Origin of the sequence: Nocardiopsis tropica (assembly GCF_042660575.1) — a bacterium.
Taxonomy (GTDB): domain Bacteria; phylum Actinomycetota; class Actinomycetes; order Streptosporangiales; family Streptosporangiaceae; genus Nocardiopsis; species Nocardiopsis tropica.
Genome location: NZ_JBHSUF010000006.1, coordinates 42,527 through 69,066 on the forward strand (window position 1 = coordinate 42,527; position 26,540 = coordinate 69,066).

At 74.8% G+C, this 26,540-nt stretch carries 20 protein-coding genes; 12 read left to right on the forward strand and 8 right to left on the reverse strand.

What is annotated here, in order from left to right; genetic code table 11:
- Window positions 1-27: 27 nt before the first annotated feature.
- Window positions 28-3,045 carry a helix-turn-helix transcriptional regulator gene (locus ACFQBR_RS11150; RefSeq protein WP_344186015.1) on the forward strand — a complete coding sequence of 1,006 codons (3,018 nt, stop codon included), beginning with the start codon at window positions 28-30 and terminating at the stop codon, window positions 3,043-3,045.
- Between the two features lie 304 nt (window positions 3,046-3,349).
- Complete coding sequence (locus ACFQBR_RS11155) at window positions 3,350-4,711, forward strand: glutamine synthetase family protein (protein ID WP_267948838.1); 1,362 nt, start codon at window positions 3,350-3,352, stop codon at window positions 4,709-4,711.
- A 230-nt stretch (window positions 4,712-4,941) separates the two neighbouring features.
- Here ACFQBR_RS11155 and ACFQBR_RS11160 read toward each other — a convergent pair whose 3' ends face one another.
- The 4 genes from ACFQBR_RS11160 to ACFQBR_RS11175 form a co-directional block, all read right to left on the reverse strand.
- Complete coding sequence (locus ACFQBR_RS11160) at window positions 4,942-7,950, reverse strand: helix-turn-helix transcriptional regulator (protein WP_378553126.1); 3,009 nt, start codon at window positions 7,948-7,950, stop codon at window positions 4,942-4,944.
- 117 nt (window positions 7,951-8,067) lie between these two features.
- Window positions 8,068-9,240, reverse strand: a complete 1,173-nt coding sequence (locus tag ACFQBR_RS11165) for a globin domain-containing protein (protein ID WP_344179774.1) — start codon at window positions 9,238-9,240, stop codon at window positions 8,068-8,070.
- Window positions 9,241-9,721: 481 nt separating this feature from the next.
- Window positions 9,722-10,177 (reverse strand): RrF2 family transcriptional regulator, encoded by a 456-nt coding sequence (locus ACFQBR_RS11170; protein WP_267948835.1) that lies wholly within the window; start codon window positions 10,175-10,177, stop codon window positions 9,722-9,724.
- 100 nt (window positions 10,178-10,277) lie between these two features.
- Window positions 10,278-11,864, reverse strand: coding sequence for an MFS transporter (locus ACFQBR_RS11175; protein WP_344179776.1), 1,587 nt, complete (start codon window positions 11,862-11,864; stop codon window positions 10,278-10,280).
- A 411-nt stretch (window positions 11,865-12,275) separates the two neighbouring features.
- On the opposite strand from ACFQBR_RS11175, the gene panB reads away from it, so the two are divergent.
- The 3 genes from panB (at window position 12,276) to ACFQBR_RS11190 (ending at window position 15,459) form a co-directional block, all read left to right on the forward strand.
- The gene (gene panB, locus ACFQBR_RS11180) at window positions 12,276-13,130 is read left to right on the forward strand and encodes a 3-methyl-2-oxobutanoate hydroxymethyltransferase (protein WP_267948833.1); all 855 of its coding nucleotides are present in this window, start codon (window positions 12,276-12,278) and stop codon (window positions 13,128-13,130) included.
- Between the two features lie 218 nt (window positions 13,131-13,348).
- Window positions 13,349-14,230: a sulfurtransferase gene (locus tag ACFQBR_RS11185; RefSeq protein ID WP_344179779.1), complete on the forward strand. Its 882-nt coding sequence runs from the start codon at window positions 13,349-13,351 to the stop codon at window positions 14,228-14,230.
- A 188-nt stretch (window positions 14,231-14,418) separates the two neighbouring features.
- Window positions 14,419-15,459: an LLM class F420-dependent oxidoreductase gene (locus tag ACFQBR_RS11190; protein WP_267948831.1), complete on the forward strand. Its 1,041-nt coding sequence runs from the start codon at window positions 14,419-14,421 to the stop codon at window positions 15,457-15,459.
- A gap of 63 nt (window positions 15,460-15,522) precedes the next feature.
- On the opposite strand, the gene npdG is transcribed toward ACFQBR_RS11190, so the two are convergent.
- Both npdG and ACFQBR_RS11200 read right to left on the reverse strand, forming a co-directional pair.
- A complete protein-coding gene (gene npdG / locus ACFQBR_RS11195) occupies window positions 15,523-16,218 on the reverse strand; it encodes an NADPH-dependent F420 reductase (protein ID WP_344179782.1) in 696 nt (231 codons plus the stop codon).
- A gap of 45 nt (window positions 16,219-16,263) precedes the next feature.
- The gene (locus ACFQBR_RS11200) at window positions 16,264-16,461 is read right to left on the reverse strand and encodes a hypothetical protein (protein ID WP_344179785.1); all 198 of its coding nucleotides are present in this window, start codon (window positions 16,459-16,461) and stop codon (window positions 16,264-16,266) included.
- A gap of 124 nt (window positions 16,462-16,585) precedes the next feature.
- Between ACFQBR_RS11200 and map the strand changes: the two genes are divergently transcribed.
- From map to ACFQBR_RS11235, 7 genes are all read left to right on the forward strand, one after another.
- On the forward strand, window positions 16,586-17,437 hold the full coding sequence (gene map, locus ACFQBR_RS11205; RefSeq protein ID WP_344179787.1) for a type I methionyl aminopeptidase: 852 nt from the start codon (window positions 16,586-16,588) through the stop codon (window positions 17,435-17,437).
- A gap of 203 nt (window positions 17,438-17,640) precedes the next feature.
- Window positions 17,641-18,474, forward strand: coding sequence for a M55 family metallopeptidase (locus tag ACFQBR_RS11210; RefSeq protein ID WP_344179790.1), 834 nt, complete (start codon window positions 17,641-17,643; stop codon window positions 18,472-18,474).
- A gap of 76 nt (window positions 18,475-18,550) precedes the next feature.
- Window positions 18,551-19,936: a M20/M25/M40 family metallo-hydrolase gene (locus tag ACFQBR_RS11215; RefSeq protein ID WP_344179870.1), complete on the forward strand. Its 1,386-nt coding sequence runs from the start codon at window positions 18,551-18,553 to the stop codon at window positions 19,934-19,936.
- 273 nt (window positions 19,937-20,209) lie between these two features.
- The gene (locus ACFQBR_RS11220; protein ID WP_344179872.1) at window positions 20,210-21,139 is read left to right on the forward strand and encodes a S66 peptidase family protein; all 930 of its coding nucleotides are present in this window, start codon (window positions 20,210-20,212) and stop codon (window positions 21,137-21,139) included.
- A 155-nt stretch (window positions 21,140-21,294) separates the two neighbouring features.
- Window positions 21,295-21,585, forward strand: a complete 291-nt coding sequence (locus ACFQBR_RS11225) for a helix-turn-helix domain-containing protein (protein WP_267948826.1) — start codon at window positions 21,295-21,297, stop codon at window positions 21,583-21,585.
- 120 nt (window positions 21,586-21,705) lie between these two features.
- Window positions 21,706-23,676: an acyl-CoA dehydrogenase family protein gene (locus tag ACFQBR_RS11230; RefSeq protein WP_267948825.1), complete on the forward strand. Its 1,971-nt coding sequence runs from the start codon at window positions 21,706-21,708 to the stop codon at window positions 23,674-23,676.
- 160 nt (window positions 23,677-23,836) lie between these two features.
- Complete coding sequence (locus ACFQBR_RS11235; protein ID WP_344179793.1) at window positions 23,837-24,475, forward strand: PadR family transcriptional regulator; 639 nt, start codon at window positions 23,837-23,839, stop codon at window positions 24,473-24,475.
- A gap of 89 nt (window positions 24,476-24,564) precedes the next feature.
- Here the strand turns inward: ACFQBR_RS11235 and ACFQBR_RS11240 are convergent, their stop codons facing one another.
- Both ACFQBR_RS11240 and ACFQBR_RS11245 read right to left on the reverse strand, forming a co-directional pair.
- Complete coding sequence (locus tag ACFQBR_RS11240; RefSeq protein WP_344179795.1) at window positions 24,565-25,413, reverse strand: ABC transporter permease; 849 nt, start codon at window positions 25,411-25,413, stop codon at window positions 24,565-24,567.
- On the reverse strand, window positions 25,410-26,429 hold the full coding sequence (locus ACFQBR_RS11245; protein WP_344179797.1) for an ATP-binding cassette domain-containing protein: 1,020 nt from the start codon (window positions 26,427-26,429) through the stop codon (window positions 25,410-25,412). The genes ACFQBR_RS11240 and ACFQBR_RS11245 overlap by 4 nt, the downstream gene beginning before the upstream one ends.
- Between the last annotated feature and the right edge of the window lie 111 nt (window positions 26,430-26,540).

The window sequence follows — 26,540 nt, forward strand, 5'->3', positions numbered from 1 at the left end:
TCACCTGCGCTCGACATAATGGGCGATATGCCACTACTTGCCGATATCAGTACCGTCTTCGTCGGCCGTGAGCCCGAGCTCCGGCTCCTCCGCGACCACGCCGCGCGCTGCCACGGCGAGGCGTCGGGCATGGTCCTGGTCGGCGGCGACGCGGGCGTCGGCAAGAGCCGCCTGGTCGGCGAGTTCGTCTCGGCCCTCCCCCCGGGGACGGTGTTCACGGGCGGCTGCCTCCAGCTCGGCGTGGACGGACTGTCCTACGCGCCCTTCACGGCGGTCCTGCGCCAGCTGCTGCGCGAACGCGGACGGGCCGCCTTCGAGGCCGCGGCGCCCGGGGGCCTCGGCGAGTTCGCCCGCCTCCTCCCCGAGCTGGGCGACGTGCCGGTCCAGCGCCCGGAGAACCGCGGCATCCTCTTCGAGCAGGTCCTGCGCCTGCTCGACCGCGCGGCGGAGGGCGGCGGGGTCACCGTCGTCCTGGAGGACCTGCACTGGTCGGACCACGCCACCCGCGACCTCCTCGTCTTCCTGGTCCGCAACCTCGACCTCCCCGGCGTCCAGATCATCGCCACCTACCGCAGCGACGACCTCCACCGCAGCCACCCCCTCCGCCGCCTCCTCCCCGAACTCCAGCGCGCGCCGGGCGTCGAGCCGCTGCGGCTGGGGCCGCTCAGCCGCGCCGAGGTCGGGGCCCAGGCCGCCGCGATACGGGGCTCCGCACTCACGCCCCACGAGACGGACGAGCTGTACCGGCGGACCGAGGGGGTGCCCCTGTTCGTCGAGGCGCTGGCCTCGGCGGCGGTCGACCGGTCCGGCGAGGGGCCGGAGGTGCCCGACCAGTTCCGCGACCTGCTCCTGGAACCGCTCCACCGCTTGGACGCCACCGCCCTGTCGGTCCTGCGGGTGGCCTCGGTCGGCGCCGTGTCGGGCCTCGTCGAGCACGAGATGCTCCACCACGCGGCCGGACTCCCCGAGCGGGAGCTGGAGGCCGCCCTGCACACCCTGGTCGACTCCAACGTGCTGCGCGCGGACCGGACCGGCTACCGGTTCCGGCACGCCCTCCTGCGCGACGCCGTGCACGAGGAGATCCTCCCCGGCCCCCACGCCCGGCTGCACATGCGCTTCGCCCAGCTCATCGACGAGTACCCCGACTCCGTCCCGTCCGACCGCCGCGCCGCCGAGCAGGCGCACCACTACAACGCCGCCCAGGAGCTGCCCAGCGCCCTCCAGGCGTCCTGGTGGGCGGCGGTGCGCGCCGGCGACACCCTCGCCTACGGCGAGGAGCTGGCCATGCTCGAACGCGTTTTGGCCCTGTGGGACCGGGTCCCGGACGCCCGCGAGCGGGTGCAGGGCAGGAGCTGGGCGGAGGTGGTCGGCCTGGCCGCCGGCGCCGCGGTGGAGGCGGGACGCCACCGGCGCGCCGTCGAACTCGCCGACGAGGCCCTGGCCTCCCTGCCCGAGGACGGCGACGGCGACGCGGCACGGGCCGTGCGGGCGCAGCTGCTGCGCCGCCGGGGCATGGCGCGCTCCCAGGAGGCCCGCGGCGGGGGCATCGCGGACCTGACCCGGGCCCTGGAGCTCCATCCGCCCCACATGCCCGGGTACGCCCTGCTGCTGTCCATCCTCGCCCGGGAGACCGCGCTCCACAGGATCGACCGGGAGGAGGGTCCCGACCGGGTGCGCCTGCGCGAGCTGGAGCGGGCCGGGTGGACCTCCCGGGGCCTGGCCGAGAAGGCCCTCGCCCTGGCCGACCCGTCCCGGTCCTGCGACATGCGCGCGGCGGCCGACGCGCGCATCACCCTGGGCGGCCTCCACATGCAGGCGGGGGACCTGGAACGGGGGCGCCCGCTCATCGAGGCGGGCATCCGCCACGGCGCGGCGACCTCGGACCCCTCCCTGGAGGCGCGCGGAGCGGGCAACCTCGCGCACTTCCTCCGGGAGCTGGGCCACCACACGGAGGGGCTGGCGGTCCTGGAGGAGTCCCTGGCCCGCCACGAGGCGATGGGCTGGGCCTCGGTCCACAAGACGTTCAACCACCAGAACCGGGCCGAGATCCACTTCGAGCTGGGCAACCTGGCCGAGGCCAGGAGGATCGTCGAGCCGATCCTGCGCAACAGCTCCGCGAACACGCACCACACCTACATCGACGCGGTGCTGGCGCGGGCCGCGGCGGCGCAGGGGGACCTGGCCGCGGCCCGCCGGGCGGCGTCGGCTGCGGAGCGGGAGCGGGCGCTGACCGGCTCCCGGATGAACATCGTGCAGCTGGCCGTGCTGGCGCAGCTGGAGACCGACCTGGTCGAGGGCTCCGTCGGCGCGGCGCTCTCCCTGTCGGAGAGCGCGCTGGACCGGATGGCGCTGGAGGCGGCGCACGGGTACACGTGGCCGCTGGCGGACGTGATGTCCGAGGCCGTGCGCCGGGCCACCGCCCCCGGTCCGGGCTCCGCGACCGGCCGCCCGGCGGAGACGGTCGCGCTGGCTCGCCGGGTGGGCGCCCTGGTGGCCGGGGTGGTGTCGTCGATGCCGTCCCACGGAACCGCCCAGGAGGCCTACCGGGAGTCCGTGCGGGCCCGTCTCGGGGAGGCGGACGGCGCGGAGCCCGGGGAGGTCCTGGAGCGGTGGTCGTCCGCGGTGGCGGCGTGGGAGGCCACGCCGATGCGGCTGCACCTGGCCGCGGCGCGGCTGCGCGCGGCCGGGGCGGCGGTGGCGGCCGGGGACCGCCCGCGGGCGGCGTGCCTGGTGCGTGGGGCGCACGGGGCGGCCGAGGCCTGCGGCGCGGTGCCGCTGGCCAACGCCTCCGCGGACCTGGCGCGGAGGATGGGGGTCGCGCTGGGGGACGGCGGCGCCCCGCCCGCCGCCCCGTCGGGTCTGACCGCGCGGGAGAGCGAGGTGGCGCGGCTGCTGGCGGCGGGCGGCACGAACGCGCAGATCGCCGGTGAGCTGTTCATCTCGGCCAAGACCGCGAGCGTGCACGTGTCCAACATCCTGGCCAAGCTGGGCGTGCCCAACCGCACCGCCGCCGGGGCACGGCTGCGCGAACTCGGCCTGGGCTGACGCCGTCCCCGGCGGCGGCCGGACCGGTCCCGGCCGCGTCCCGCGGGGCTGCGCGGGCCCGCGTCCGCCGGGCCGGTCCGCGCGCGGGGGCCGGTGTGGCGAAGGGCGCGTGCGTCGTTGGCCCCCGGTCCCCCGCCACAGGTCATAATGCGTGTGCGGGGGGCTGTCCGGGCAGGCTGGTTGGCGTGTGCGGAAATACCCCGGAAATATCCGCACGGCACACTGGCCCTGGGACACCGTGCCCGGCCCGGCTCCGCAGGCAGCGGACCGGCGCCGGACCGACCGGCAGCGAGGAAGGTTGATCGTGAATCGACAGCAGGAATTCGTGCTCCGCACGTTGGAGGAGCGCGACATCCGGTTCGTGAGGCTGTGGTTCACCGACGTGCTCGGGTACCTCAAGTCCGTGGCGATCTCCCCCGCCGAACTGGAGGCCGCCTTCTCCGAGGGCATCGGCTTCGACGGCTCGGCGATCGAGGGGTTCGCCCGCGTCTACGAGGCCGACATGCTGGCCCAGCCCGACCCGTCCACGTTCCAGGTCCTGCCCTGGCGCAACGAGCCCCACGGCACCGCGCGGATGTACTGCGACATCCTGATGCCGGACGGCTCCCCGTCGCCGGCGGACCCGCGCCACGTGCTCAAGAGACAGCTCGGCAAGGCCTCCGACCTGGGGTTCACGTTCTACACGCACCCCGAGATCGAGTTCTACCTGCTGAAGAAGATGCCCGAGATGGGCGAGTTCCCCGAGCCGAACGACTCGGGCGGCTACTTCGACCACACCCCGCACAACAGCGCGCACGACTTCCGGCGCAACGCCATCAACATGCTGGAGGCCATGGGCATCTCCGTGGAGTTCAGCCACCACGAGGGCGGTCCCGGGCAGCAGGAGATCGACCTGCGGTACGCGGACGCGCTGACCACGGCCGACAACATCATGACCTTCCGGCTCGTGATGAAGGAGGTGGCGCTGGAGCAGGGCGTCTACGCGACGTTCATGCCCAAGCCGTTCACCGAGTACCCGGGTTCGGGCATGCACACCCACCTGTCGCTGTTCGAGGGCGACCGCAACGCCTTCTACGAGCCCGGGGCGGACTTCCAGCTGTCCAAGGTGGGCCGCGGGTTCATAGCGGGCCTGCTGCGCCACGCCGACGAGATCACCGCGGTCACCAACCAGTGGGTCAACTCCTACAAGCGCCTGTGGGACGACCCCGCGGCCTCCGCCGGGATGGGCGGCGAGGCCCCGGCGTACATCTGCTGGGGCCACAACAACCGCTCGGCCCTGGTGCGCGTGCCCATGTACAAGCCCGGCAAGTCGAACTCCAGCCGGATCGAGATCCGCTCGCTGGACACCTCCTGCAACCCCTACCTGGCCTACGCCGTCATCCTGGCCGCCGGGCTGAAGGGCATCGAGGAGGGCTACGAGCTGCCCCCGGGCGCGGAGGACGACGTCTGGGCGCTGACCGACGCCGAGCGCCGCGCGCTGGGCATCCGGCCGCTGCCCCAGAGCCTGGACGAGGCGCTGCGGATCATGGAGAACAGCGAACTGGTCGCCGAGACCCTGGGCGAGCACGTGTTCGACTTCTTCCTGCGCAACAAGAAGGCCGAGTGGAACTCCTACCGGCGGCAGGTCACGCCGTACGAGCTCCAGCGGTACCTGCCGACGCTCTAGGTGCAACGACCACGGAGGTCGGTGACACCCGCCCCTCCCGTCACAGGCGAAGAGGGCCTCCGGCACCGGTGTGGACGGCGACATCCGCCACCGGACCGGAAGGCCCTCGGCGCCCCGCGCCACCCACGCCGACGCCCGCCCCGTGGACGACGCCGACCGGCGGGTGCCCGCGCGCGCCCCGGCGGACCCGGACCCGTGGGACGCCGGGGCGGGCCCTGCCCGGCGCCGGGTCACCCCAGGCCGAGTTCGCGGGCGCGCACCGCCGCCGCGTTGCGGTTGGACACCCCCAGCTTGGCCATCATGTTCGTCACGTGCACGCTCACCGTCTTCGCCGAGATGAACAGCGCCTCGCCGATCTCCCGGTTCGTGCGCCCCTTGGCGACCTCGGCCAGCACCTCCGCCTCACGCGGCGTGAGACCGGCGGGCCGCCCGCCCCCGCGAGGGGCGGCGGTGGCGGACGCCCCCGCTCCCCCGCCGGGGGGCGACCCGTCGGTGAGGGCCGGGGGGACCGGGGCGGCCCCGACCGCGGCGGGCCGCCCGGGGTCGGGCAGCCCGTGGCGCAGGAACAGCCGCTGCGCCTGGCGCGCGAACAGCCACAGCCCGTACCGGCGGGCGAGGCGCCCGGCGACGGCGAGGTGGGCGCCCGCCCGTCCCCGGTCGCCGGCCCGCAGGGCGGCCCGTGCGGCGACCAGCCGGATGCGCCCCTCGGTGAGCACGTCCTCCCGGTCACCGGCCAGGGAGACCGCGGCCTCCGCCTCGGCCAGCGCCTCCCCGGGGTCCTCACCGATCTGGGCCATGACCTGGTGGCGCAACAGGAGGAGCCCGGGGTGCCGGGTGCCGTGCGGGAACCCGTCGAAGACCTCCCGGAGCCCTGAGGCGAGGACGCGGACCTCCCCCTCCCGGCCCGGTTCCCCGCGCAGGAGGTCGACGGTGTCGCCCACCGGGGACAGGCCGAGCACGTACAGCTCGTCGGAGAAGGGGGAGGGGTGGTCCTCGCCGCGGCCGAGCTGGGCCGTGGCCAGGTCGAAGGCCTCGCCGTAGCGCCCCTCCTCCGCCGCCACCTGCATGTCCGTGAAGCGGAGGGGAAGGTACTCGGAGGGCGAGCTGCTGTGCTCGGGCAGAAGCCTCCGGAAGTCCTCCATCGCCTCCCGGACCCCGCGCAGGTCCCACCGGTGGTGGGCGAGGTTCATCCGGAGGGTGCGGGCCCGCGCCATGAACACGGTGTCGCCGGTGATCATCGCCAGCCGCTCCTCGGCCTCCGCGAAACGGCCCTGGTGGGCGAGCCTGACCGCGATCCCCAGGTGGAAGGGGTCGCTCTGCGTCCGGGCCACGCCGAGTTCCGCGCAGCGGCGCAGCCCCTCCTCGACGACCCGGCCGTGCTCCTCCCCCCTGCCGATCCGCTGGAACGCGCCGCCCAGGTTGTTCAGGCCGCGCAGTTCCACTTCGGCGAAGCCCGACTCCCGGGCGAGGGAGATGCCGTCGGCCAGCATCCGCAGCCCGGCCTCGTGCTCCTCCGTGGAGGACAGGGTGCCGAGGGTGACGAGGAGGTCCGCCTCGCTGTAGCGGTCGCCGGCGGCGCGGGCCTGTTCCAGTCCGCGGAGCGCGCTGCGCCTGGCCTGCGCGTGGTGGTTGCGCATCATCAGGGTGGCGGCCAGGGTCGAGCCGACCGCGGCGGCGAGCGGATGGCCGTGGGGCAGGACGACGATGGCGTCCGCGAGGTCCTCGAGCGCGCCGTCCCTGCCCATCTCCTTGAGCGCGTGGGCCCGGGCGTGCCGGAGCCCGGCGATCAGCTCCGCGTTCCCGGGCGGCGGACCGCCCGGCTCGTGGTACCCGGTGACGCCCAGTTCGCGCAGCCCGTCGGTGGCGTGGTCGACGGCGCGGCGCGGGTGCCCGGCGTCCAGGGAGGCGCGGGAGGCACGGCGCAGCACCTCGCCGCGCGGCTTCCCGACCCTGGAGGCGGCGTCGGGGACCAGGTCCCACAGTTCCAGGACGCGTTCGAGCAGGGCCAGGTGCTCGGGGTGGGCGGCGGCGCTCGACGCGTGGTCGGCGGCCCGCCAGGCGGCGGTCAGGGCGAGGGGCTGGTCACGGGCGGCGTGGGCGTGGTGGGCGAGCTGGACGGCGGTGTCGGCGGCGGACATGCCCGGCACCCCCTGCGCGAGGGCCTCGGCGTAGCGGCGGTGGGCCCGGACGCGCTCGCCGGGCAGCAGGTCCGTGTGGACGGCCTCCGCGAGGAGGGCGTGCCGGAAGGCGTAGCCGTCGTCGGTGGCGCGCAGCACCCGGGCGTCGGCGGCGCGGCGCAGTGCGTCGTCGAGCTGCTCCTCGGTGAGCCCGGACCTGAGGGCGACGGCGGCCAGGAGGGGGTGGTCGACCCGGTCCCCCGCGGTGGCGGCCAGGCCGAGGACGCGCCGGGTGGTGTCGGGCAGGCGTTCGACGGTGGCGAGGAGGAGGCCGCGGGGTCCCTCCGGGATGGGTCCTCCGGTGGGGTCCTGGCTGTGGAGGAACGACTCCACGAACAGGGGGTTGCCGCCGGTGCGCTCGAGGAGGAGGTCGAGGGCGGCGGGGTCGAGTGCCCCGCCGCGGAGCGCGGACGCCTGGGCGGCGACCGCGTCGCGGTCGAGCGGGCCGACGTCGAGTCGGCCGACGCGGGGCAGGCGCTCGAGTTCGGGGAGGAGCCCGCGCAGGGGGTGGGTGCGGTGGATGTCGTCGGTGCGCACGCTGACCAGCAGGTGGACGGGGACGTCGCCGAGGTTGCGCAGGAGGAACACGAGCAGGTCGCGCGTGGAGGCGTCCGCCCAGTGCAGGTCCTCCACGACGACCAGGAGTCCGCCCGGGCGGGAGCGCTCCTCCAGGAAGGTCAGGACGGACTCGAAGAGGCGGGCGCGGCCGTCGTCCGCCCCCTCGGGAGCCCGGCCGAGTTCGGGGAGGAGCCGGGCCAGTTCCCGGCTGTGGGCGGCGGAGGGCGGCGCGCCCTCCTCCCGGGCGAGGTGGCGCAGCAGAGTGGTGAAGGGGGCGAACGGGACGCCGTCGGCGCCGAGTTCGAGGCAGCCGCCGACCGCTGTGCGGCCCGCGTCCGCGCGTGCCAGGTACTCCTCGATGAGCCGGGACTTGCCGACCCCGGCCTCGCCGCACACGAGCGTCGCACGGGCGCCGTGTGTCCGGGCGTGGCGCCCGTCCCCGGCGAGGCGGGCGAGCAGGCGGTCGCGTCCGACGAGGACGGGGGAGGGGCCGTGGGACTGCATGCCGTTCAGTATGTCGGTTTCGCGGTGGGTCGCCCAGTGGCGGCGCCTCCGGGCCGACGGCCGCCCGGCGCCGCGCCCGGGAGGGCGGCGCCGGAACCGGGGCCGCCCTCCCGGAGGTCAGGCCGCGCCCGGCCACAGGTCGGGGCCGAAGACCTCGTAGCGGACCCGGCGTGCGGGCACCCCGGCGCGGAGCAGCTGCGCGCGCACGTCGCGCATGAACGGCAGGGGCCCGCACAGGTAGGCCTCGGCGCCTTCGGGGACCCCGACCCCGGACAGGTCCATGCGCCCGTCGCCGCCGCTCCCGTACCAGGTCCGGAGGCTCGCCCCGGGGAGCTCGCCGACCAGCGCGGCGGTCTCGTCGCGGTGCGCGTGATCCGCGGGCCCGCGGTCGGCGTGCAGGACGAGGACCCGGCGGGTGCTGTGCTGTTCGGCGAGCCGGTGGAGCATGGCGACCATCGGGGTGCAGCCGATCCCGGCGGAGACCAGCAGGAGGGGGTGGTCGCCCCCGGACAGGGCGACGTCGCCCGCGGGGGCGGACACCATGAGGGTGTCGCCGGCGCCGGCGGTGTCGTGCAGCAGGGTGGAGACCTCCCCTGCGGGGGTCTCGCCGGCGCGCAGCCGCTTGACGGTGATCCGGCGGCGCCTGCCGTCCCAGCCGCTCAGGGAGTACTGGCGGGCCTGGTGCACGCCGTCGGGCATGCGCACCCGGACGCTGACGTACTGGCCGGGCAGGAAGTCGGGGACCGGGTCGCCGAAGCCGGGTTCGAGGGTGAGGGAGACGGTGTCGGGCGTCTGCTCGCGGCGCTCGGCCACCCGCCAGGGGCGCCAGACGTCGCGTCCGGCGCACCCGGCCGCGGCGTACAGGCGGGCCTCCAGGGCGATGAGCGCCCCGGCCATGAGCCAGTACACCTCGTCCCAGGCGGAGACGACCTCCGGGGTGGCGGCGTCGCCGAGGGTGTGGGCGATGGCGCCGAAGAGGTACTTGTGCACGACCGCGTACTGGTCCTCGGTGACCCCGAGGGAGACGTGCTTGTGGGCGATGCGGGAGAGGAGGGCGTCGGGGCGTTCGTCCGGGTGGTCGAGGAGCGCGGTGGCGAAGGCGGCGATCGACCCGGCCAGGGCCCGGCGCTGCTCGCCGGAGGCCTGGTTGCCCCGGTTGAACATGCCGTCGAGGAGTTCGGGGCGGTCCCCGAGCATCGTCTCGTAGAACCGGGCCGTGATGGTGTCCAGCGACCGGGCGACGACGGGGATGGTGGCCCGGACCGTGGCCGCGGACTCGGTGGAGAGCATGTGCCGTCCTCCTTCGCCGGGAGGCGTGGAACCCTCCCGGATCAGATAATTGGTATCTGAAATGCACATTAAATCCGGTCGCGGAGGACCTGCCCCGGGGGTCCTCCTCCGGGGCCCCGCCGCGGCCCGGGAGGGCGCGTCGCCGCAGGCGCGAGGGGGCGGGAGCGGCACGAGGGGCCCCGGCGCCAGGGCCGTGCGGCCGTGCCTGCCGGGACCTCGGACCCCTCCGGCCGGGGGCGGAGGTCGCGTCCCGGTCCCGGCGGCGTACCGGGGGCGCCCGCGCGGAGACCTTCGCCACACGCGGCACGGGAGCCGGGACCGGCGGGGAGCGGGGCCGGTGGCGGGAGGGCAGCACGGTGCGGGCGGGGCCGGAGCACCCCCTGTATCCATGCAACCGCGGACGGGCGGCCTCCGCCAGGGGCTGTGGACGGCCGGCCCGCCCCGGGCGCGCGGGAGCGCACGCGGCCCGCCCGGGCCGGGGTCAGGCGGAGGGCCCGGCCGCCTGTTCCGGGCGCAGCAGGGAGAGCGCGTCCCGGGTCGGCGGCGCCACCAGCGCCTCCACGGTGACGGCGTCGAGGGAGGAGTAGAACGCCTCGCGCGCGTCGCGCAGGGCGCCGCGCAGGCGGCAGGCCGCGCGCAGGGGGCAGGGCGGGTCGTCCTCGCAGCCGGCGAGGTCTCCCCCGCCCTCCAGGGCGCGCACGATCGACCCGACCGGGGTCCGCCGCCCCTCCTCCGTCAGGCGCAGCCCGCCGTTGCGGCCGCGCCGCGTCTCCACGATCCCCATGCCGGACAGGCGGGCCACGGCCTTGGCCATGTGCGTGTACGGCACGGCGAGCATGCCGGCGGCGGTCCTCGTGGTGAGGAGCTCGCCGTCCCCCGCCACCGCGAGCCGCATGACCAGTCGCAGGGAGACGTCGGTGAAGGCGGTCAGGCGCATGCCCCCAACGTAGGCGACCGGCCCCGCCCCGCGCGTCGGCCGGCGTCCCCGGCCCCGCCGGCACGGGCCGGGTGTGCGGGGTCCCCTCCCGGCGCCGTCCTCAGCTCGCCCCGGCGTCCCCGCCCCGCGGGGCGTCCGCCTCCTGGTGGCGGCCGGCCTCGCGGGGCATCCAGACCAGGACCACCACCAGTCCGACCAGGCCGAAGCACAGGGAGATCGTCGCGGCGGTGTGCAGCCCCGTCATGAACGCCTCCTTGGCGGGGCCGACCAGCGCACGGCCGGCCTCGCCCGCGCCGCGGGCGAGCGCCAGGGTGCCCTCGATCGACTCCCCCGCCGCGCGCAGCTCACCGGGGTCCGGCCGGTCGCCGCCCTCCTCCTGCGCGAACCGGTCGAGGCTCCCGGTGATCCCCGCCCGGTAGCGGAAGGAGATGACCGCCCCCAGGATCGCGACCCCCATCGCGGTCGCGACCTGGCGGACCGTGTTCTGCACGGCGGAGGCCGCCCCGGCCTTGCCCGGCGGGACCGACGACATGATCGCGTCCGTGGCGGGTGTCAGCACGACCGCCATCGACCCCGACTGGAGGAGGAAGAAGCCGATGATCAGCGGGAGCGGCGTGTCCGGTTCCAGCTGCGTGAAGAAGACGAAGCTCGAGCACACCCCGAGCACCCCGCAGGCGGCGACCACGCGCGGCCCCGCCCGGCGCACCAGGGTCGGGCTGAGCGGCGCCATGACCATCTGCCCCACGGCCGCGGGCAGCACCAGCAGGCCCGCGGCGAAGGGCGAGAACTCCCGGACGCTCTGCCAGTAGAAGCTCAGGAAGAAGATGATCCCCGACATGCTGAAGAACATCACCATGATGGTGGCGATGGAGACGCTGAACCGGGGGTCGCGGAAGAAGCGCACGTCCAGGGACGGGTCCTCGGTCCGGGACTCGTGCACCAGGAACAGCGCGAGCACGGCCACGCCTCCGGCCAGCGCGCCCCACACGTCCCAGTCCGCGAGCGAGGCCCGTTCCCCCGCGGTGATGATGCCGTAGATCAGGAGCACCAGGCCGGGGATGGACAGCAGCACGCCGAGGACGTCGGGCCGCCCCGGGTCCGCGTCCCTCGACTCCGGGATCAGGAAGAACACCAGTGCCAGTCCGAGAACGACGAAGGGCACGTTGATCAGGAAGATCGATCCCCACCAGAAGTTCTCCAGGAGCAGTCCGCCCGCCGAGGGGCCGATCGCCATCGCGAGTCCGACCGAGCCCGCCCAGATCCCGATGGCGCGTCCGCGCTGCTCGGGCGGGAACACGTTCGTGATGACCGACAGGGTCTGCGGCGTCACCATCGACGCGCCGAGCCCCATGGCGGCACGGGCGAGGATGAGCTGCTCGGGGCTCTGCGAGTAGGCCGACAGGGCCGACGCCGCCCCGAAGACGGTGAGGCCGGCCACGATCATGCGGCGCCGCCCCACGCGGTCGCCGATCACGCCGAAGGCGAAGAGCAGCCCCGCGAAGACCAGCGTGTAGGAGTTGATCGCCCAGGCCAGCTGCGACTGGCTGGCCCCCAGACCCGCCTCCGGGTCGGAGAGCACGCGCAGCGCCACGTTGAGGATCGTGTTGTCCGCGACGATCACCAGGAGGCAGATGACCAGGACCGCCAGCCCGCCCCATCTTCGCCGGTATGCCGTCTGTGCGTCCACGCGCCACCTCCGCTGCCGGGACCCCGATGGGCGGTTCGGGCCGTGGCACCCGTCGCGGCCGACGGTGTCCCGCCCGGTGGCGCAACCGGTATGACGGCTCACCCCCGCAGGCCCTTCCGCAACAAGAGGTACAGGGAATGAGCAGGCGGCGCAATCCGGTTGTATCCCGCGAGGAGACGCGTGTCGCAGGCATGCGATGATGCTTCCGTGTGGCGGCAGGAACCGGTTCCGCACCGTCGGCCACGGCGGTCGGAAGCCCTCCGGGACACCGGCGCCGCACCGCCCGGCCCCCTCCACGAGGGCCGCACCGGGGCCCCACGGCCCTCACGCGCGCGAGCGCGGACCATCATTCGTCCACATGTCCGGGGACACCCGCCGAGGTGCTTCGAGACGACGGAGGAAGAACACGCCATGACCATCACAGCCAACACCCCGCCCGCGGGCAACTCCCTGTACGGCGGCGTCACCAGCCGCCGCGTCACCGTCCGCGACCTGGCCTCCGCCAAGGTCCGCGGCGAGCGCTGGCCCATGCTGACCGCCTACGACGCCCTCACCGCCCGGGTCTTCGACGAGGCCGGGATCCCGGTGCTGCTCGTCGGCGACTCGGCCGCGAACGTCGTCTACGGCTACGACACGACCGTCCCGGTCACCGTGGACGAACTGGTCCCCCTGACCGCCGCCGTGTCCCGTTCGACCCGGCGGGCACTGGTGGTCGCCGACCTGCCGTTCGGCTCCTACCAGTCCTCCCCCCAGCAGGCGCTGGAGTCGGCGTCGCGGTTCATGAAGGAGGGGCGGGCCCAGGCGGTGAAGCTGGAGGGCGGCCGCGCGGTCGCACCCCAGGTGGAACTGCTGGTGTCCGCCGGGATCCCGGTGATGGCGCACCTGGGCCTGACCCCGCAGTCGGTCAACACGCTGGGCGGGTACAGGGTCCAGGGCCGCGGCGAGGCCGCCGCCGGGCTGCTCAAGGACGCCAAGGAGATGGAGCGCTCGGGGGCGTTCGCGGTCGTCCTGGAGTGCGTGCCCGCCGAGGTGGCCGCGCAGGTCACCGAGCAGCTCTCCATCCCGACCGTCGGCATCGGCGCGGGTCCGTCCACCGACGCCCAGGTGCTGGTGTGGCAGGACATGGCCGGGCTGAGCCCGAAGGTGGCGAAGTTCGTCAAGACCTACGCCAACCTGCACGAGACGCTGCGCGACGCGGCCTCGGCCTACGCGGACGAGGTCGTCAGCGGGGCCTTCCCGGAGGAGCGCCACTCCTACGCGAGCTGAGCGGGGAGCGCAGGACCGGCGTCCCGGTAGGGGCGCCGGCGGCGGGACGACGGCCGCCGGCCGGGGTGCGTGCGCCCCGGCCGGCGGTCCCCCGTACGGGGCGCGGCGGTGATCCGCGCGGCCGGCGCGGCCCCGGTGACCACCGCCACCAGGGCTTTCGCCACCCGCCGGATACCATGCGTTCCTGAACGGACTTCTCGGATACAGGGGTACGCACCATGACAGAACGCACCGCACCCACCGTCAGCGTGGAGTGGCTCTCCGACCACCTGGACGACAAGGGCCTCGTCGTCGTCGACTCCACCACCCTCCTGTCCGTTCCCGACGAGGGCCCCTACACGGTGGAGTCGGGCCGGCCGGGCTTCGAGGCCGAGCACATCCCGGGCGCCCTCTTCGCCGACCTGACCACCGACTTCGCGGACACCGGGGCCCCCGCGCCGTGGACCGTGCCGCCCTCGGAGAAGTTCGCGGTCAGCGCGGGCGCACTGGGGATCGGGCCCGGCCGCACGGTCGTGGTCTACGACCGGAGCACCGGGTTCTGGGCGACCCGCCTCTGGTGGCAGCTGCGCCTGGAGGGCTTCGACGGCGCGGTGGTCCTCGACGGCGGGCTGCGCGCCTGGAAGGCCGCCGGCCTGCCGGTCACGGACGAGCCCACCCCCACCCCGGTCCCCATGGCCTTCCAGGCCGAGCGGCGCCCCGAGCTGCTGCGCTCCACCGAGGAGGTGGCCGCGGCCGTCGACGACCGGAGGACGGTGCTGGTCAACGTGCTCGACCCGGAGACCTACAGGGGCGACAAGCACACCTACGCGCGCGACGGCCACATCCCCGGCAGCGTCAACCTGCCGGTCGGCGAGGTCCTCGACCCGGAGACCGGCAGGCTCAGGCCGGTGGAGGAGCTGCGCGCCCTCTTCGACGGCGCGGGCCTCCTCGACCCCGGGGTCACCCCGGTCACGTACTGCGGCGGGGGCATCGCGGCCACGGGGGTCGCGCACGCGCTCGCGCTCGTCGGCCGCGAGGACGTCGCCGTCTACGACGGCTCGATGACCGCGTGGGCCGCCGACCCGTCCCTGCCGCTGGTCACCGGCGACTCCCCCCGCTGACCGCCCCCGCCGCCGGCCGGGGCCCCGGCCGGCGGCGGCCGGGGCCGTCCCGGGGCGTCCGGGGCGCCTCCCCGGAGGGGTCGCAGGGGTGTGGGCCGGACCACAGGCCGAACGGTACTCGGCAGTAGAGTTGCTCCCGTACCCAGCACCCACACGGGCCGGGGTCCGGCCCTCCCGGGAGGACACACATGCGCATCTCGATGCCGCTCCAGTACGCGGGTGACCCCAAGGCCTCCGTCGACCGGGTGGTCGAGCTGGAGAGGGCCGGGCTCGACACCGTGTGGGTCGCCGAGGCCTACGGGTTCGACAGCCCCACCCTGATGGGGTACATCGCCGCCCGCACCGAGACCGTGGCGATCGGTTCGGCCATCCTGCCGATGTACACCCGCACTCCCACCCTCATCGCGATGACCGCCGCCGGGCTCGACGACCTCTCCGGCGGACGGGCCGTCCTCGGCCTGGGGGCCAGCGGACCGCAGGTCGTCGAGGGCTTCCACGGCGTCCCCTACACCAGGCCCCTCGCCCGCACCCGCGAGACCATCGAGATCTGCCGCAGGGTCTGGGCGCGCGAGGACCGCCTCACCCACGACGGCTCCGTCTTCCAGATCCCGCTGCCGCCGGAGAAGGGCACCGGGCTGGGCAAGCCCCTCAAGATCATCAACCACCCCCGGCGCCCGGACATCCCCGTCCACGTGGCCTCGCTGGGCGTGAAGAACGTGGCGATGACCGCCGAGATCGCCGACGGCTGGCTCCCCCACCTGTTCATCCCCGAGAAGGCCGACCTGGTGTGGGGCGAGGCCCTGGCCGAGGGGCGGGCGAAGCGGGACCCCTCCCTGGGCGGGCTGGAGATCACCGCCGGGGGCCTGCTCGCCATCGGCGAGGACGAGGACACCCGGAAGCTGCTCGACCTCGTGCGCCCCATGATCGCGCTGTACGTCGGCGGCATGGGCGCCAAGGGGAAGAACTTCTACAACACGGTCGCCCGCCGCTACGGCTACGAGGAGGCGGCCGAGCGGATCCAGGACCTGTACCTGGACGGCAGGAAGGACGAGGCCGCCGCGGCCGTGCCCGAGGAGTTCGTGGAGCTGACCAACCTGGTCGGCCCCGAGTCCTACGTGCGCGAGCGCGTGGAGGCCTTCCGCGCCGCGGGCGTCACCCAGCTCAACGTCACCCCCGTCGGCGGCGACCCGGCCGCCCTGGTCGGGAAGGTCAAGGACTGGCTCTCCTGAGCCGCCGCCCCGGGCCGGGGCCGCGGGGAGCGCCTCCCCGCGGCCCCGACGCGCGCACGGGGTTCACAGACCGGTGATACGCAGGCCCGCGTGGGTCTTGTACCGGCGGTTGACCGCGATCAGGTTGGCGGTGAGCGCCTCGACCTGGTGAGCGTTGCGCAGACGCCCGCCGAAGACCCCGCGCACGCCGGGGATCCGCCCGGCCAGGGCGCGCACCTCGTCGGTGGCGGCGCGGTCCTCGCCCAGCACCAGGACGTCGAGGTCCACCTGCTCGACCCCGGGGTCGAGCAGCACCACCGCCGACACGTGGTGGAAGGCGGCCGTGACCCGGCTCCCCTCCAGGATCCGGGCCGCCTGCTCGGCCGCGCTGCCCTCGGCGACGTCGAGCGCGTACGGGCCCCTCTCGTCGAACCCGAGCGGGTTGACGCAGTCGACCACGATCTTGCCCGCGAGGGGTTCGACCAGGCCCTCCAGCAACTCCCTGTGCCCGTCCCACGGCACGGCGACGATGACGATGTCGCCCGCCGCCGCGGCGGCGTCGTTGTCCAGGCCGCGGACGTCGATCCGCGCGGACTCCGCCTCCACCAGCTCTCGCGCGGCCTTCTGCGCCCGCTCCGCGCTGCGGGACCCGATGACGACGGTGTGGCCCGCCAGCGCGAACCGGCGTGCCAGGCCGCGCCCCTGGTCGCCGGTCCCGCCCAGGACCGCGATGGTCTGCCCGGCGGTGTCAGCGCTCTCGGGCGTGCTCTCTTCAGTCATGGCCCGATCCTGTCAGAGCCGCTGCCGCCCTGGCCCGCGGACCCTTCACGAACCGCCGTCCGCCTCGCGCTCGTCCTGGGCGTCCCACTCCTCGTTGCGGTCGGCCGCGATCGACAGCGCCCGGGCCGCCGTGGCCTCGTCGGGGTACGGGCCCATCCTCTCCCGGTTCGGGCATCCGGCGCCGTGCTCGACCCTGTTGTGGGTCAGGCAGTACCACCAGCCGTCGTCCTGTACGTCGTTCACTCGCGTCCGCCTCCTGTCGGTCGGTCCTCGTCGCGGGTCTACCCGGAGTGGGGTGCTCCTCACACCACCGGCCGGCGCCTCGCCGACGCCGGGCGGGCACGCCCACGAACTACAATCAGTCTCCATGACTACTCCGCTGGTGCCTGGGCGCATCTCGCCCCAACGTTCGGTTCCCCCCTCCATCGTCCGCCCGGAGTACGTCGGTCAGAAGTACCCGGTGGAGGGCGTTCTGGGCGACGTGCAGACGCCCGAGACGATCGAGCGGATGCGGGTGGCGGGCAGGATCGCGGCGCAGGCCCTGGAGGAGGTCGGCAGGCACGTCCGGCCGGGGGTGACCACGGACGAGCTGGACCGGGTCGGCCACGAGTTCCTGCTGGACCACGGGGCCTATCCCAGCACGCTCGGGTACAAGGGCTACCCGAAGTCGCTGTGCTCGTCCCTCAACGAGGTGATCTGCCACGGCATCCCGGACGACACCGAGGTGGCCGACGGGGACATCGTCAACATCGACATCACCGCGTACAAGGACGGCGTGCACGGCGACACCAACGCCACCTTCCTCGCGGGGAACGTGTCGGAGGAGAACCGGCTCCTGGTCGAGCGGACCAGGGAGGCGACCATGCGCGCCGTCAAGGCGTGCCGGCCGGGCCGCCGGATCAACGTGATCGGCCGCGTCATCGAGTCGTACGCCAAGCGGTTCGGCTACGGCGTGGTCCGCGACTTCACCGGCCACGGCGTGGGACCCGAGTTCCACTCGGGCCTGGTGGTCCCGCACTACGACGACCCGCGCGCGGACACCGTGATGGTGCCGGGGATGACCTTCACGATCGAGCCGATGATCACGCTCGGCGGCGTGGAGTACGACATGTGGGACGACGGCTGGACCGCCGTCACCGCCGACCGCAGGTGGACCGCCCAGTTCGAGCACACCCTGGTGGTCACCGAGACCGGCACGGAGATCCTCACCCTGCCGTAGGCGCGCGGCGTCCACGGGCCCCGGAGCGCCGCTCCGGGGCCCGTTCGTCCTCCCGCGGCGTGCCCCGGTGCGCCGGCCCCGTCCGGCGCGCGGCCCGCGCCTCGGTGCCCCGTGCGTCGGACGCCGCGGGGCCCGGCCCCGTGTCGCAAGGGTGACCCCGCGCCTGTGGATCTCCCGCCGGGCCGGGGCGTAGTGTCGTCCGGGTGAAGATTCTCATCTCCGCCGACATGGAGGGCGCCACCGGCGTCACCTGGCCCGCCGACGTCGAACCCGGCACCGAGCAGTGGCAGCGCTGCAGGTCCATGTTCACCAGCGACGTGAACGCCGCGGTGGAGGGGCTGTTCGAGGGCGGCGCGACCGAGGTGCTCGTCAACGAGGCGCACTCCACCATGCGCAACCTCCTGCTGGAGGAGCTGAACGGCGAGGCCACCATGATCACCGGGCGCCACAAGGAGCTCTCGATGGTCGAGGGCGTGCAGTCGGGGGACTGCGACGGCGTGGTCTTCCTCGGGTACCACTGCGGCGCCGGCGACGAGGGCGTGCTCGCCCACACCTACCTGCCCAACGCGGTGACCGGTGTGTGGCTGGACGGCGAACCGGCCGGCGAGGGCCGCCTCAACGCCGCCGTCGTCGCCGAGTACGGCACCCCCGTCATCCTCGTGACGGGGGACGACCGCGCCTGCGAGGACGCCGCCTCCTACGCTCCGTTCGCGCGCACGGTCGCGGTCAAGGACCACGTCAGCCGGTACGCCGCCCGCTGCCGTCCGCCCGCGCGGACCGCGCGGGACATCAGGGCGGGGGCCCGCGGCGCCATGCTGCTGGCCGGGCGGGTGGAGCCGGCCGCCCCCTCCCCCAGGGCCGTCGAGGTCGAGGTGGACTCCGCGCATCTCGCCCAGGCCGCCGCCATCGTGCCGGGCGTCACCCGCACCGGGGTCCGGCGTGTCCGGTACACCTCGCCCGACGCCTACGAGATGATCCGGTGCTTCAAGGCGGTGACCACGCTGATATCGAATGCGATGGAAGCCCACTACGGGTAGAACTGTGGCGGGGACCGCCGCCGGGTACGCGGTCGTCCCCTGTCCGCACCACCGCACCGAGAGCGAGGCCGCGCCCGTGGGCCACCCCGTCACACCCTCCCCAGACAGCACCGACGCTCTCGCCGCGGCCGGCGACGACGCCCTCCACCTGGCCCGCGAGCTCATCCGCCGCGACTCCACCAACCGCGGCGGCGGCGACGGCGACGAACGCGCCTCCGCCGAGTTCACCGCCGAGGCCCTGGCGGACGCGGGACTGGACCCGGTCCTCCTGGAAGCCGCCCCCCGGCGCTCCAACGTGGTCGCCCGCGTCCCGGGCACCGACCCCGGCGCACCCGCCCTGCTGGTCCACGGCCACCTGGACGTCGTGCCCGCCGAGGCCTCCGACTGGACCGTCCCGCCCTTCTCCGGGGAGGTCGCCGACTGCCCGGTCACGGGCGTGCCCGCCCTCTGGGGACGCGGCGCGGTGGACATGAAGAACACGATCGCCATGGTCACCGCCGTCGTACGCCACTGGGCCCGGCACGGGCTGCGGCCCCGCCGCGACATCGTGCTGGCGTTCGTCGCCGACGAGGAGGACAGCGCCGCCTACGGCGCCGACCACCTGGTGCGCGAGCACCCCGGCCTGTTCGAGGGCTGCTCCGCGGGGATCGGCGAGGGCGGCGGGGAGACCGTCCACGCCCGCGACGCGGACGGGCGCCCCGTCCGCCTCTACCCCGTGGGAGCGGCCGAGCGCGGCAGCGCCTGGCTGACCCTGCGGGCCAAGGGGACCGCGGGCCACGGCTCCCGCCCGCCCCGCGACAACGCGGTCGGCGCGCTGGCGGAGGCGATCGCCCGCATCGACCGGCACGAGTGGCCGCTGCACCTGACACCGGTCACCCGGGCGTCGATCGACGCGATCGCGTCGGCGCTGGGGGTGGACAGGACCCCCGGCGACACCGACACCGCCGAGGCCCTGGACGCGCTGGTCTCCCGGTTGGGCGTGGCCGGGGGGCTCATCGGCCCGACCACGCGCAACAGCGCGGCCCCCACCATGCTCTCGGCCGGGTACAAGGTCAACGTGGTGCCCGGGGAGGCCACCGCCGCCGTGGACGGGAGGGTCCTGCCGGGGGCCGAGGACCAGTTCGCGGTCACCATGAGCGAGCTCACCGGCGACCGCGTGTCCTGGGAGTACGCCCACGGTTCGCCCCCGGTGGACGCGCCCGTGGACTCGCCGGTGTTCGGGGCCCTGCGCTCCGCGCTGCTGGCCCACGACCCCGGCGCCCACGTGGTGCCGGTGTGCCTGGCCGGCGGCACGGACGCCAAGGTGTTCTCCCGGCTGGGCATCGACTGCTACGGCTTCTCCCCCCTGGCGCAGCCCGCCGGGCTCGACTACACCAAGCTGCTGCACGGGGTGGACGAGCGCGTCCCGGTGGACGGGCTGCGGTTCGGGGTGCGCGCGCTGGACACGTTCCTGCGCGCCTGAGCGAGCCGTCGCGACGCGGAGCGCGCGCGCCGGACATGCTGGGGGGACCGGGTCCGGCGGAGAGGGCCGGCCGGGCGCCCGGCCCGGACGACGGGACGGGCGGGTGCGTGCCGTGCCCGTGCGCGGTGCGGTGGGAACACGGACGACGGAGGGTGGGACGTGGGCGAAGTGACCGGGGTGGGCGAGGAGCTGGACGGGTTCGGCACCGTGGTGGAGGGGCGTCCGGATCCGGGCGGCCGGGTCTCGGGGGCGCCGTCCGGGGAGCGCCGGGGGGTGCGGGAGCTGGTACGGCCGCCGCGCCTGCGCGAGGGCGGCCGGGTGCGCCTGGTCGCACCGTGCAGCCCCGTCCCCGCGGCGCAGCTGGACGCGGCCACGGAGGTGCTGCGCGGCTGGGGCCTGGAGGTGGGGCACGCCCCGCACGTGCGCGACCGGCACCCGCAGCTCCCCTACCTCGCCGGGGAGGACGCGACCCGGGCCGCCGACCTCCAGGAGGCCTGGTGCGACCCGGACGTGGACGCGGTGCTCTGCGTGCGCGGCGGCGACGGGGCGCACCGGACGCTGGACCTGCTGGACTTCGACGCCATGAGGCGTGCCGCGCCCAAGGCGCTGGTCGGGTTCAGCGACATCACGGCGCTGCACGAGGCGTTCGCCGTCGAGCTGGGCGTGGCGACGGTGCACGGGCCGGTGGTGGGCACCAAGTACTTCGTGGGCGACGCGGTGGCCCAGGACGAGCTGCGCACGACCCTGTTCCGCCCCGAGCGCCGCACCGTGCTGACCTCGCCGGGCGCGCACGCGCTGGTGCCGGGGCGGGCCCGGGGCGTGACGTTCGGCGGGAACCTCAGCCTGCTCAACGACGGCCTGGCGACACCGCACAGCCGCCTGTCGGCCTCCGGGGGGATCCTGGTCCTGGAGGACGTCGGCGAGGACGTGGCCCGGCTCGACCGGATGCTCACCCACCTCCTGCGCACCGGGTGGATGGACGGGGTGGCCGGGGTCGCGCTGGGCACGTGGACCGACTGCCCGCCGGACCCGGGGGTGATCGCCGACCTGATGCGGGAGCGCCTGGAGCCCCTGGGGGTCCCGGTGCTGTGGGGTCTGGAGTTCGGCCACTGCGCGGCCCAGCTGACCGTCCCGCTCGGCGTACCCGCGGTGCTCGACACCGGGGCCGGCAGTCTGGAGCTGGACGTGCCCGGCCTGGCGTGACACGCGGGGCAGCCGGTGCGGCGCACCCCGCCGCGGCGTCCTCCCGGCGGTGTGACGGCGGTGTGCGGGCGCGCCGGCCGCGCACCGGCCACACCGTCGAATAACTATACCGGTATTGCTATAGAACCCTGGCGCGGGGGCGTTAGACTCGTCGCATGGTTCGTGAACCGCTGACCGCAGACCAGATCGAGCGCGGCCGCCTCCTCGGCGGGCTGCTCCGGCAGGCCCGCGCCGAGCGCACGATGGTGGACGTCGCACGCCAGGCCGGGATCTCGGTCGAGACGCTGCGCAAGATCGAGGGCGGGCGCATCCCCACCCCGGCGTTCTTCACCGTCGGCTCCATCGCCGCCGCCCTCGGCCTCTCCCTCGACGACCTCCTGCGCCGGGTGCACTCCGCCGTGCCCGTCGCGGGACCCGTGCCCGAACCCGCCTCCCTGGCCGTCTGACCCCGGCCGGTCCCCGTACCTTGGACACAGGCCCGTGACCCGCGCGCTGCCGTGCCGCCCCCGGACCGCGGCGGCGGCGGGCGCGCGGGCCGCGTCAACGAGGACCACCAGGGGGAGACCATGACAGAACAGGCGCTGAGACTGGACGAGGCCGAACTCCGCGGCCTTCTGGACGGCCGCTGGGCCCGCGTCCGCGAACACGTCCGCGACACCGTCCGCGGGGATCTGTTCGCCCCCGTCCACGGCCTGTCCGTGGAGGACCACCGGGCCCGCACGCTCGCCCAGCTCAAGGCCCTGGCCAAGACGGACCTTCCCGCGTACGGCTTTCCCGAGTCCGTGGGCGGCAGCGACGACGTCGGCGCCTCCGTCGTCGGCTTCGAGATGCTGGTCGCCGACCTGTCCCTGATGGTGAAGATGGGCGTGCAGTGGGGGCTCTTCGGCGGTGCGATCCGCGCCCTGGGCACCGACCGCCACCACGCCGAGTACCTGCCCGGCGTGATGTCGGTGGAGCTTCCGGGGTGCTTCGCCATGACCGAGACCGGCCACGGGTCGGACGTCCAGCACCTGCGCACCCGGGCGGTCTACGACCCGGCCGCCGAGGAGTTCGTCGTCCACACCCCGGACGAGTCGGCGCGCAAGGACTACATCGGCAACGCGGCCCGCGACGGCCGCATGGCGGTGGTGTTCGCCCAGTTGGAGGTCGACGGCGAGGAACAGGGCGTGCACGCCCTGATGGTCCCGATCCGGGACGGCGAGGGACGGCCCGCGCCGGGGGTGCGCATCGAGGACTGCGGGCCCAAGGCCGGGCTCAACGGCGTGGACAACGGCCGCCTGTGGTTCGACCGGGTGAGGGTGCCGCGCACCAACCTGCTCAACCGGTACGGGGACGTGGCCCCCGACGGCACCTACTCCAGCCCCATCGAGAGCAAGAACCGGCGCTTCTTCACCATGCTCGGCACGCTCATCCGGGGCCGGATCAGCGTGGCCGGCGGCGCGGGCAGCGCGGCCAAGGCCGCGCTGGCCATCGCCCTGCGCTACTCCGACACCCGCCGCCAGTTCACCCGCCCGGGCGTGGACGGCGAGCCGGAGCAGGAGGTGCGCGTCCTCGACTACCTGGCGCAGCAGCGCAAACTGCTGCCGGCGCTGGCCCGCACCTACGCCCTGCACTTCGCGCAGGAGGAGCTGGTCACCCGGCTGCACGAGCTGTCGCGGTCGGCGGAGGGCGACGACCACGCCCAGCGCGAGCTGGAGTCGCGGGCGGCGGGGCTCAAGGCGGTGGCCACCTGGCACGCCACGGCGACCATCCAGACGTGCCGGGAGGCGTGCGGGGGCGCCGGGTACCTCTCCGAGAACCGCATCCCGCAGCTCAAGGCCGACTCCGACATCTTCACCACGTTCGAGGGCGACAACACCGTCCTGCTGCAGCAGCTCACCAAGGGCCTGCTGACCAACTTCCAGGACTCGTTCGGCGACCTGGACCAGCTGGGCCTGGCCCGGTTCATGGCGGGCAAGGTGTTCGAGACGGTCATCGAGCGCACCGCCGCGCTCCCGCTGATCGACCGCCTGATCGACGCCGCGCCGGGGCGCGGCGAGGAGGCCAGCCTCTACAACCGGGGCTGGCAGCTGGAGCTCCTGGAGGACCGGGAGAAGCACGTCGTCGAGGGCCTGGCCGGGCGCCTGCGCCGGGCGCGCAAGGACGGCAGCGACGCCTTCGAGGTGTTCAACCGGGCACAGGACCACGTGCTCGCCGCGGGCCGCGCGCACATGGACCGGGTGGTCCTGGAGGCGTTCGTGGCGGGGATCGACCGCTGCGGCGACAAGGCGACCGCCAAGCTCCTCAACCGGCTGTGCGACCTGTACGTGCTGTCGGTCGTGGAGGAGGACCGCGCCTGGTTCCTGGAGCACGAGCGCCTCTCCACCGCGCGGGCCAAGGCGGTCACCCAGGCGGTGAACGACCTGTGCCGGGGCCTGCGGCCGTACGCGGTCCGGCTCGCCGACGGGTTCGGGTTGCGCGACGAGTGGCTGGCCGCTCCGATCGCGCTGGGCTCCGAGCACGCCCGCCAGGGCGACCCGCAGCCCCGGCGCGGCTGATCCGCCGTCCCGCTGCCGCCCCTCCCCCGTGCCGGGCCCCGTCCGGGCACGGGGAGGCGCGGGGGCGGGGGTCGGTGGGATCCGCGGGGCGACGGCGCGCGGAGGATATGCCGGTCAGAGTTGAATGGCGCAGAACGCGCTGGTGAGATGAGGGGTGTGGATGTCGGCCATCCGGTTGCTGGTCCTCGGGGCGGTCCGGCTCCACGGGCGGGCGCACGGCTACCAGGTGCGCAACGACCTGGAGTTCTGGGGCGCGCACGAGTGGTCCACCGCCAAGCCCGGGTCGATCTACCACGCCCTCAAGCAGATGGCGGGGCAGGGGCTGCTGATCGCCCACGAGACGGCCCCCTCCACCGCGGGCGGTCCGCCCCGGACCGAGTACGAGGTCACGGAGCGGGGCGACGAGGAGTACTTCGCCCTGCTGCGCGCGGCGGTGTCGTCCCACCGGGCGAGGCAGGACGTCCTGTCGGCCGGTCTCGGCTTCGTCGTGGACCTGCCCCGGCAGGAGGCCCTGGACCTCCTGCGGGAGCGGGTGCGGGGCCTGGAGGGGTGGCGCGGGAGCGTGACCGAGTACTACCCGCCGGAGGAGGGGCCCGAGCAGATGGGGCACATCGGCGAGGTCATGGGCCTGTGGGCGCACTCCGCGGAGTCGGACGCCGCGTGGACGCGCGGGTTGATCGGGCGGATCGAGAGGGGTGCGTACGTCTTCGCCGGCGAGAGCGGCGAGCCCTACGCGGGGGTCCTCGCCGACGACCCCGCCCACCTGGGCGGCGAGGAGCACCGTCCCGGGGCCCCGTAGGGCGGAACCCGCCCGCCGGTCGTTGCGCACGCCCGCCCTCCGGCCCGCACACCGTGCGGACCGGAGGGCGGGAGCCGGGACCGGGGTCCTCAGCCGCCCAGTCCGCGGAAGCGGGCCGCGGCGAGCGGGAACGCGACCGCGAGCAGCGCTGCGGGCCACAGCACCGCCAGGAGCAGGGCGTTCTCCGCGGGCCAGGACGTCCCTGCGGCGCCGGGGTTGCCGAACAGTTCGCGCACGGCGGTGGCGGTGGCCGACATGGGGTTCCACTCCGCGAGCGCGCCGAGCCACCCGGGCATCGACTCCGGCGAGGCGAAGGCGCTGGAGGTGAACGCCACCGGCCAGACCAGGATCTGCACGGCCATCACCAGCCCCGGCCTGCCGACGATCATCCCGAGCCAGATCCCGCACCACAGCATCGCGAAGCGCAGCAGGAGCAGCAGCCCCACCCCGCCCAGGGCGGCGGCGAGCGAGCCGTGCCAGCGCCAGCCGATCAGGAGTCCGGCGCCGACCATGACGGCCAGTCCGACCACGGACTCCAGCATGTCCGCGACGCTGCGGCCCACCAGGAGCGCGGTCGGCGCCATCGGCATGGACCGGAAGCGGTCGACCACCCCCTTCTGGAGGTCCTGGGTGATCGCGGTCATCGTGCCCTCCAGCCCGAAGGCCATGGTGAGCACGAACATGCCCGGGACGAGGAACTCGCCGTAGTCGCCTCCCCCCGCGACCGTCATGCTGCCGCCGAGGAAGAGCGCGAACATGACCAGCATCATCACCGGGAAGGCCAGTCCGATCGCGACCCCGACCGGCCGGCGCGCCCAGCGGGCGAGCTCGCGCCGGGTCATGGTCCAGGAGTCGGCCAGCCACCAGCCGAACGCGGAGGCGGGGCCCGGCGCCCGGGAGGGGGCCGGGGGCACGGCGGACGACGTCGCGGAGCTCATGCGGACACCTTCCCGTCGTGGCCGGACCGGTCGGCGTGCGGCGCTCCGCCCGCCCGGTCGACCCGGTCGGCGGGACCGCCGGTGAGGTGCATGAACACCTCGTCCAGGGTGGGGCGGCGGACGGTGAGGTCCTCCGCCTCGATCCCGCGGTCGTGGAGCGCCCGGACCACGTGGGTGAGGGCGGCCATCCGGTCGGCGACCGGCGCACTGACCCTGCGCGCGTCCTCGTCCGCCTCGACGGTCCCGGCCACGGCGACCTCTGCCAGGACGGCGGCGGCCCCGGGCAGTCCGGCCCGGTCGCGCAGGACGACGTCGACGCGGTCCCCGCCCACCATGGCCTTGAGCGTGTCGGCGGTGCCCTCCGCGATCACCCGGCCCCTGTCGAGCACGGAGATGCGGTCGGCGAGCTGGTCGGCCTCCTCCAGGTACTGGGTGGTGAGCAGCACGGTCGTGCCGCCTCCGACCAGTGAACGGACCGCGTTCCACACCTCGGTGCGTCCCCGCGGGTCCAGGCCGGTGGTGGGCTCGTCCAGGAAGAGGACCTCCGGGTCGACGATGAGCGAGGCTGCCAGGTCCAGGCGGCGCCGCATCCCGCCGCTGTAGGCGCCGACGGCCTTGTGTCCGGTCTCCTCCAGCCCGAACCGCTCCAGGAGGGCGTCGGCCCGAGCCGCGGCGCGGGGCCGGCCCAGGCGGTGGAGGCGGCCGAACATCTCCAGGTTCTGGCGGCCGGACAGCTCCTCGTCGACCGCCGCGTGCTGTCCGAGGAGGCCGATGCGCTTCCGCACCTCCCGGGGCCGGGCGCCGACGTCGATCCCCGCCACCTCGGCGCGGCCCCGCTCCACCCGCAACAGGGTGGCCAGGGTGCGGACGAGCGTGGTCTTCCCGGACCCGTTGGGTCCGAGCACCCCGTGCACCGTGCCGCGCGGCACGGTCATGTCGAGCCCGTCGAGGGCCCTCTTGTCTCCGTAGGTCCTGCGCAGGCCCTCGGTTCGGACCGCTGGTACGTGTTCCGTCACGGACCCTCCTATTGATCAAATTTGACTAGTTGGTTGTGCGCGTGCCCGGTCACGCGCGACGAAGTCCGCACGCACCCGGGGCACGGGAGCCTCCGACCTCCGCGCGCGTGC

Bases quoted from the DNA above. Each gene is read 5' to 3' on its own strand.
- ACFQBR_RS11165 (WP_344179774.1), bottom strand. From the start codon at position 9,240: ATGCTCTCCACCGAGTCCGCGGCCACGGTCCGGGCCACCATCCCCGTC.
- ACFQBR_RS11235 (WP_344179793.1), top strand. From the start codon at position 23,837: ATGTCGGCCATCCGGTTGCTGGTCCTCGGGGCGGTCCGGCTCCACGGG.
- ACFQBR_RS11170 (WP_267948835.1), bottom strand. From the start codon at position 10,177: ATGCGCCTGACCGCCTTCACCGACGTCTCCCTGCGACTGGTCATGCGG.
- map (WP_344179787.1), top strand. From the start codon at position 16,586: ATGACTACTCCGCTGGTGCCTGGGCGCATCTCGCCCCAACGTTCGGTT.
- ACFQBR_RS11190 (WP_267948831.1), top strand. From the start codon at position 14,419: ATGCGCATCTCGATGCCGCTCCAGTACGCGGGTGACCCCAAGGCCTCC.
- ACFQBR_RS11185 (WP_344179779.1), top strand. From the start codon at position 13,349: ATGACAGAACGCACCGCACCCACCGTCAGCGTGGAGTGGCTCTCCGAC.
- ACFQBR_RS11225 (WP_267948826.1), top strand. From the start codon at position 21,295: ATGGTTCGTGAACCGCTGACCGCAGACCAGATCGAGCGCGGCCGCCTC.
- ACFQBR_RS11160 (WP_378553126.1), bottom strand. From the start codon at position 7,950: ATGCAGTCCCACGGCCCCTCCCCCGTCCTCGTCGGACGCGACCGCCTG.
- ACFQBR_RS11230 (WP_267948825.1), top strand. From the start codon at position 21,706: ATGACAGAACAGGCGCTGAGACTGGACGAGGCCGAACTCCGCGGCCTT.
- panB (WP_267948833.1), top strand. From the start codon at position 12,276: ATGACCATCACAGCCAACACCCCGCCCGCGGGCAACTCCCTGTACGGC.
- ACFQBR_RS11150 (WP_344186015.1), top strand. From the start codon at position 28: ATGCCACTACTTGCCGATATCAGTACCGTCTTCGTCGGCCGTGAGCCC.
- ACFQBR_RS11240 (WP_344179795.1), bottom strand. From the start codon at position 25,413: ATGAGCTCCGCGACGTCGTCCGCCGTGCCCCCGGCCCCCTCCCGGGCG.
- npdG (WP_344179782.1), bottom strand. From the start codon at position 16,218: ATGACTGAAGAGAGCACGCCCGAGAGCGCTGACACCGCCGGGCAGACC.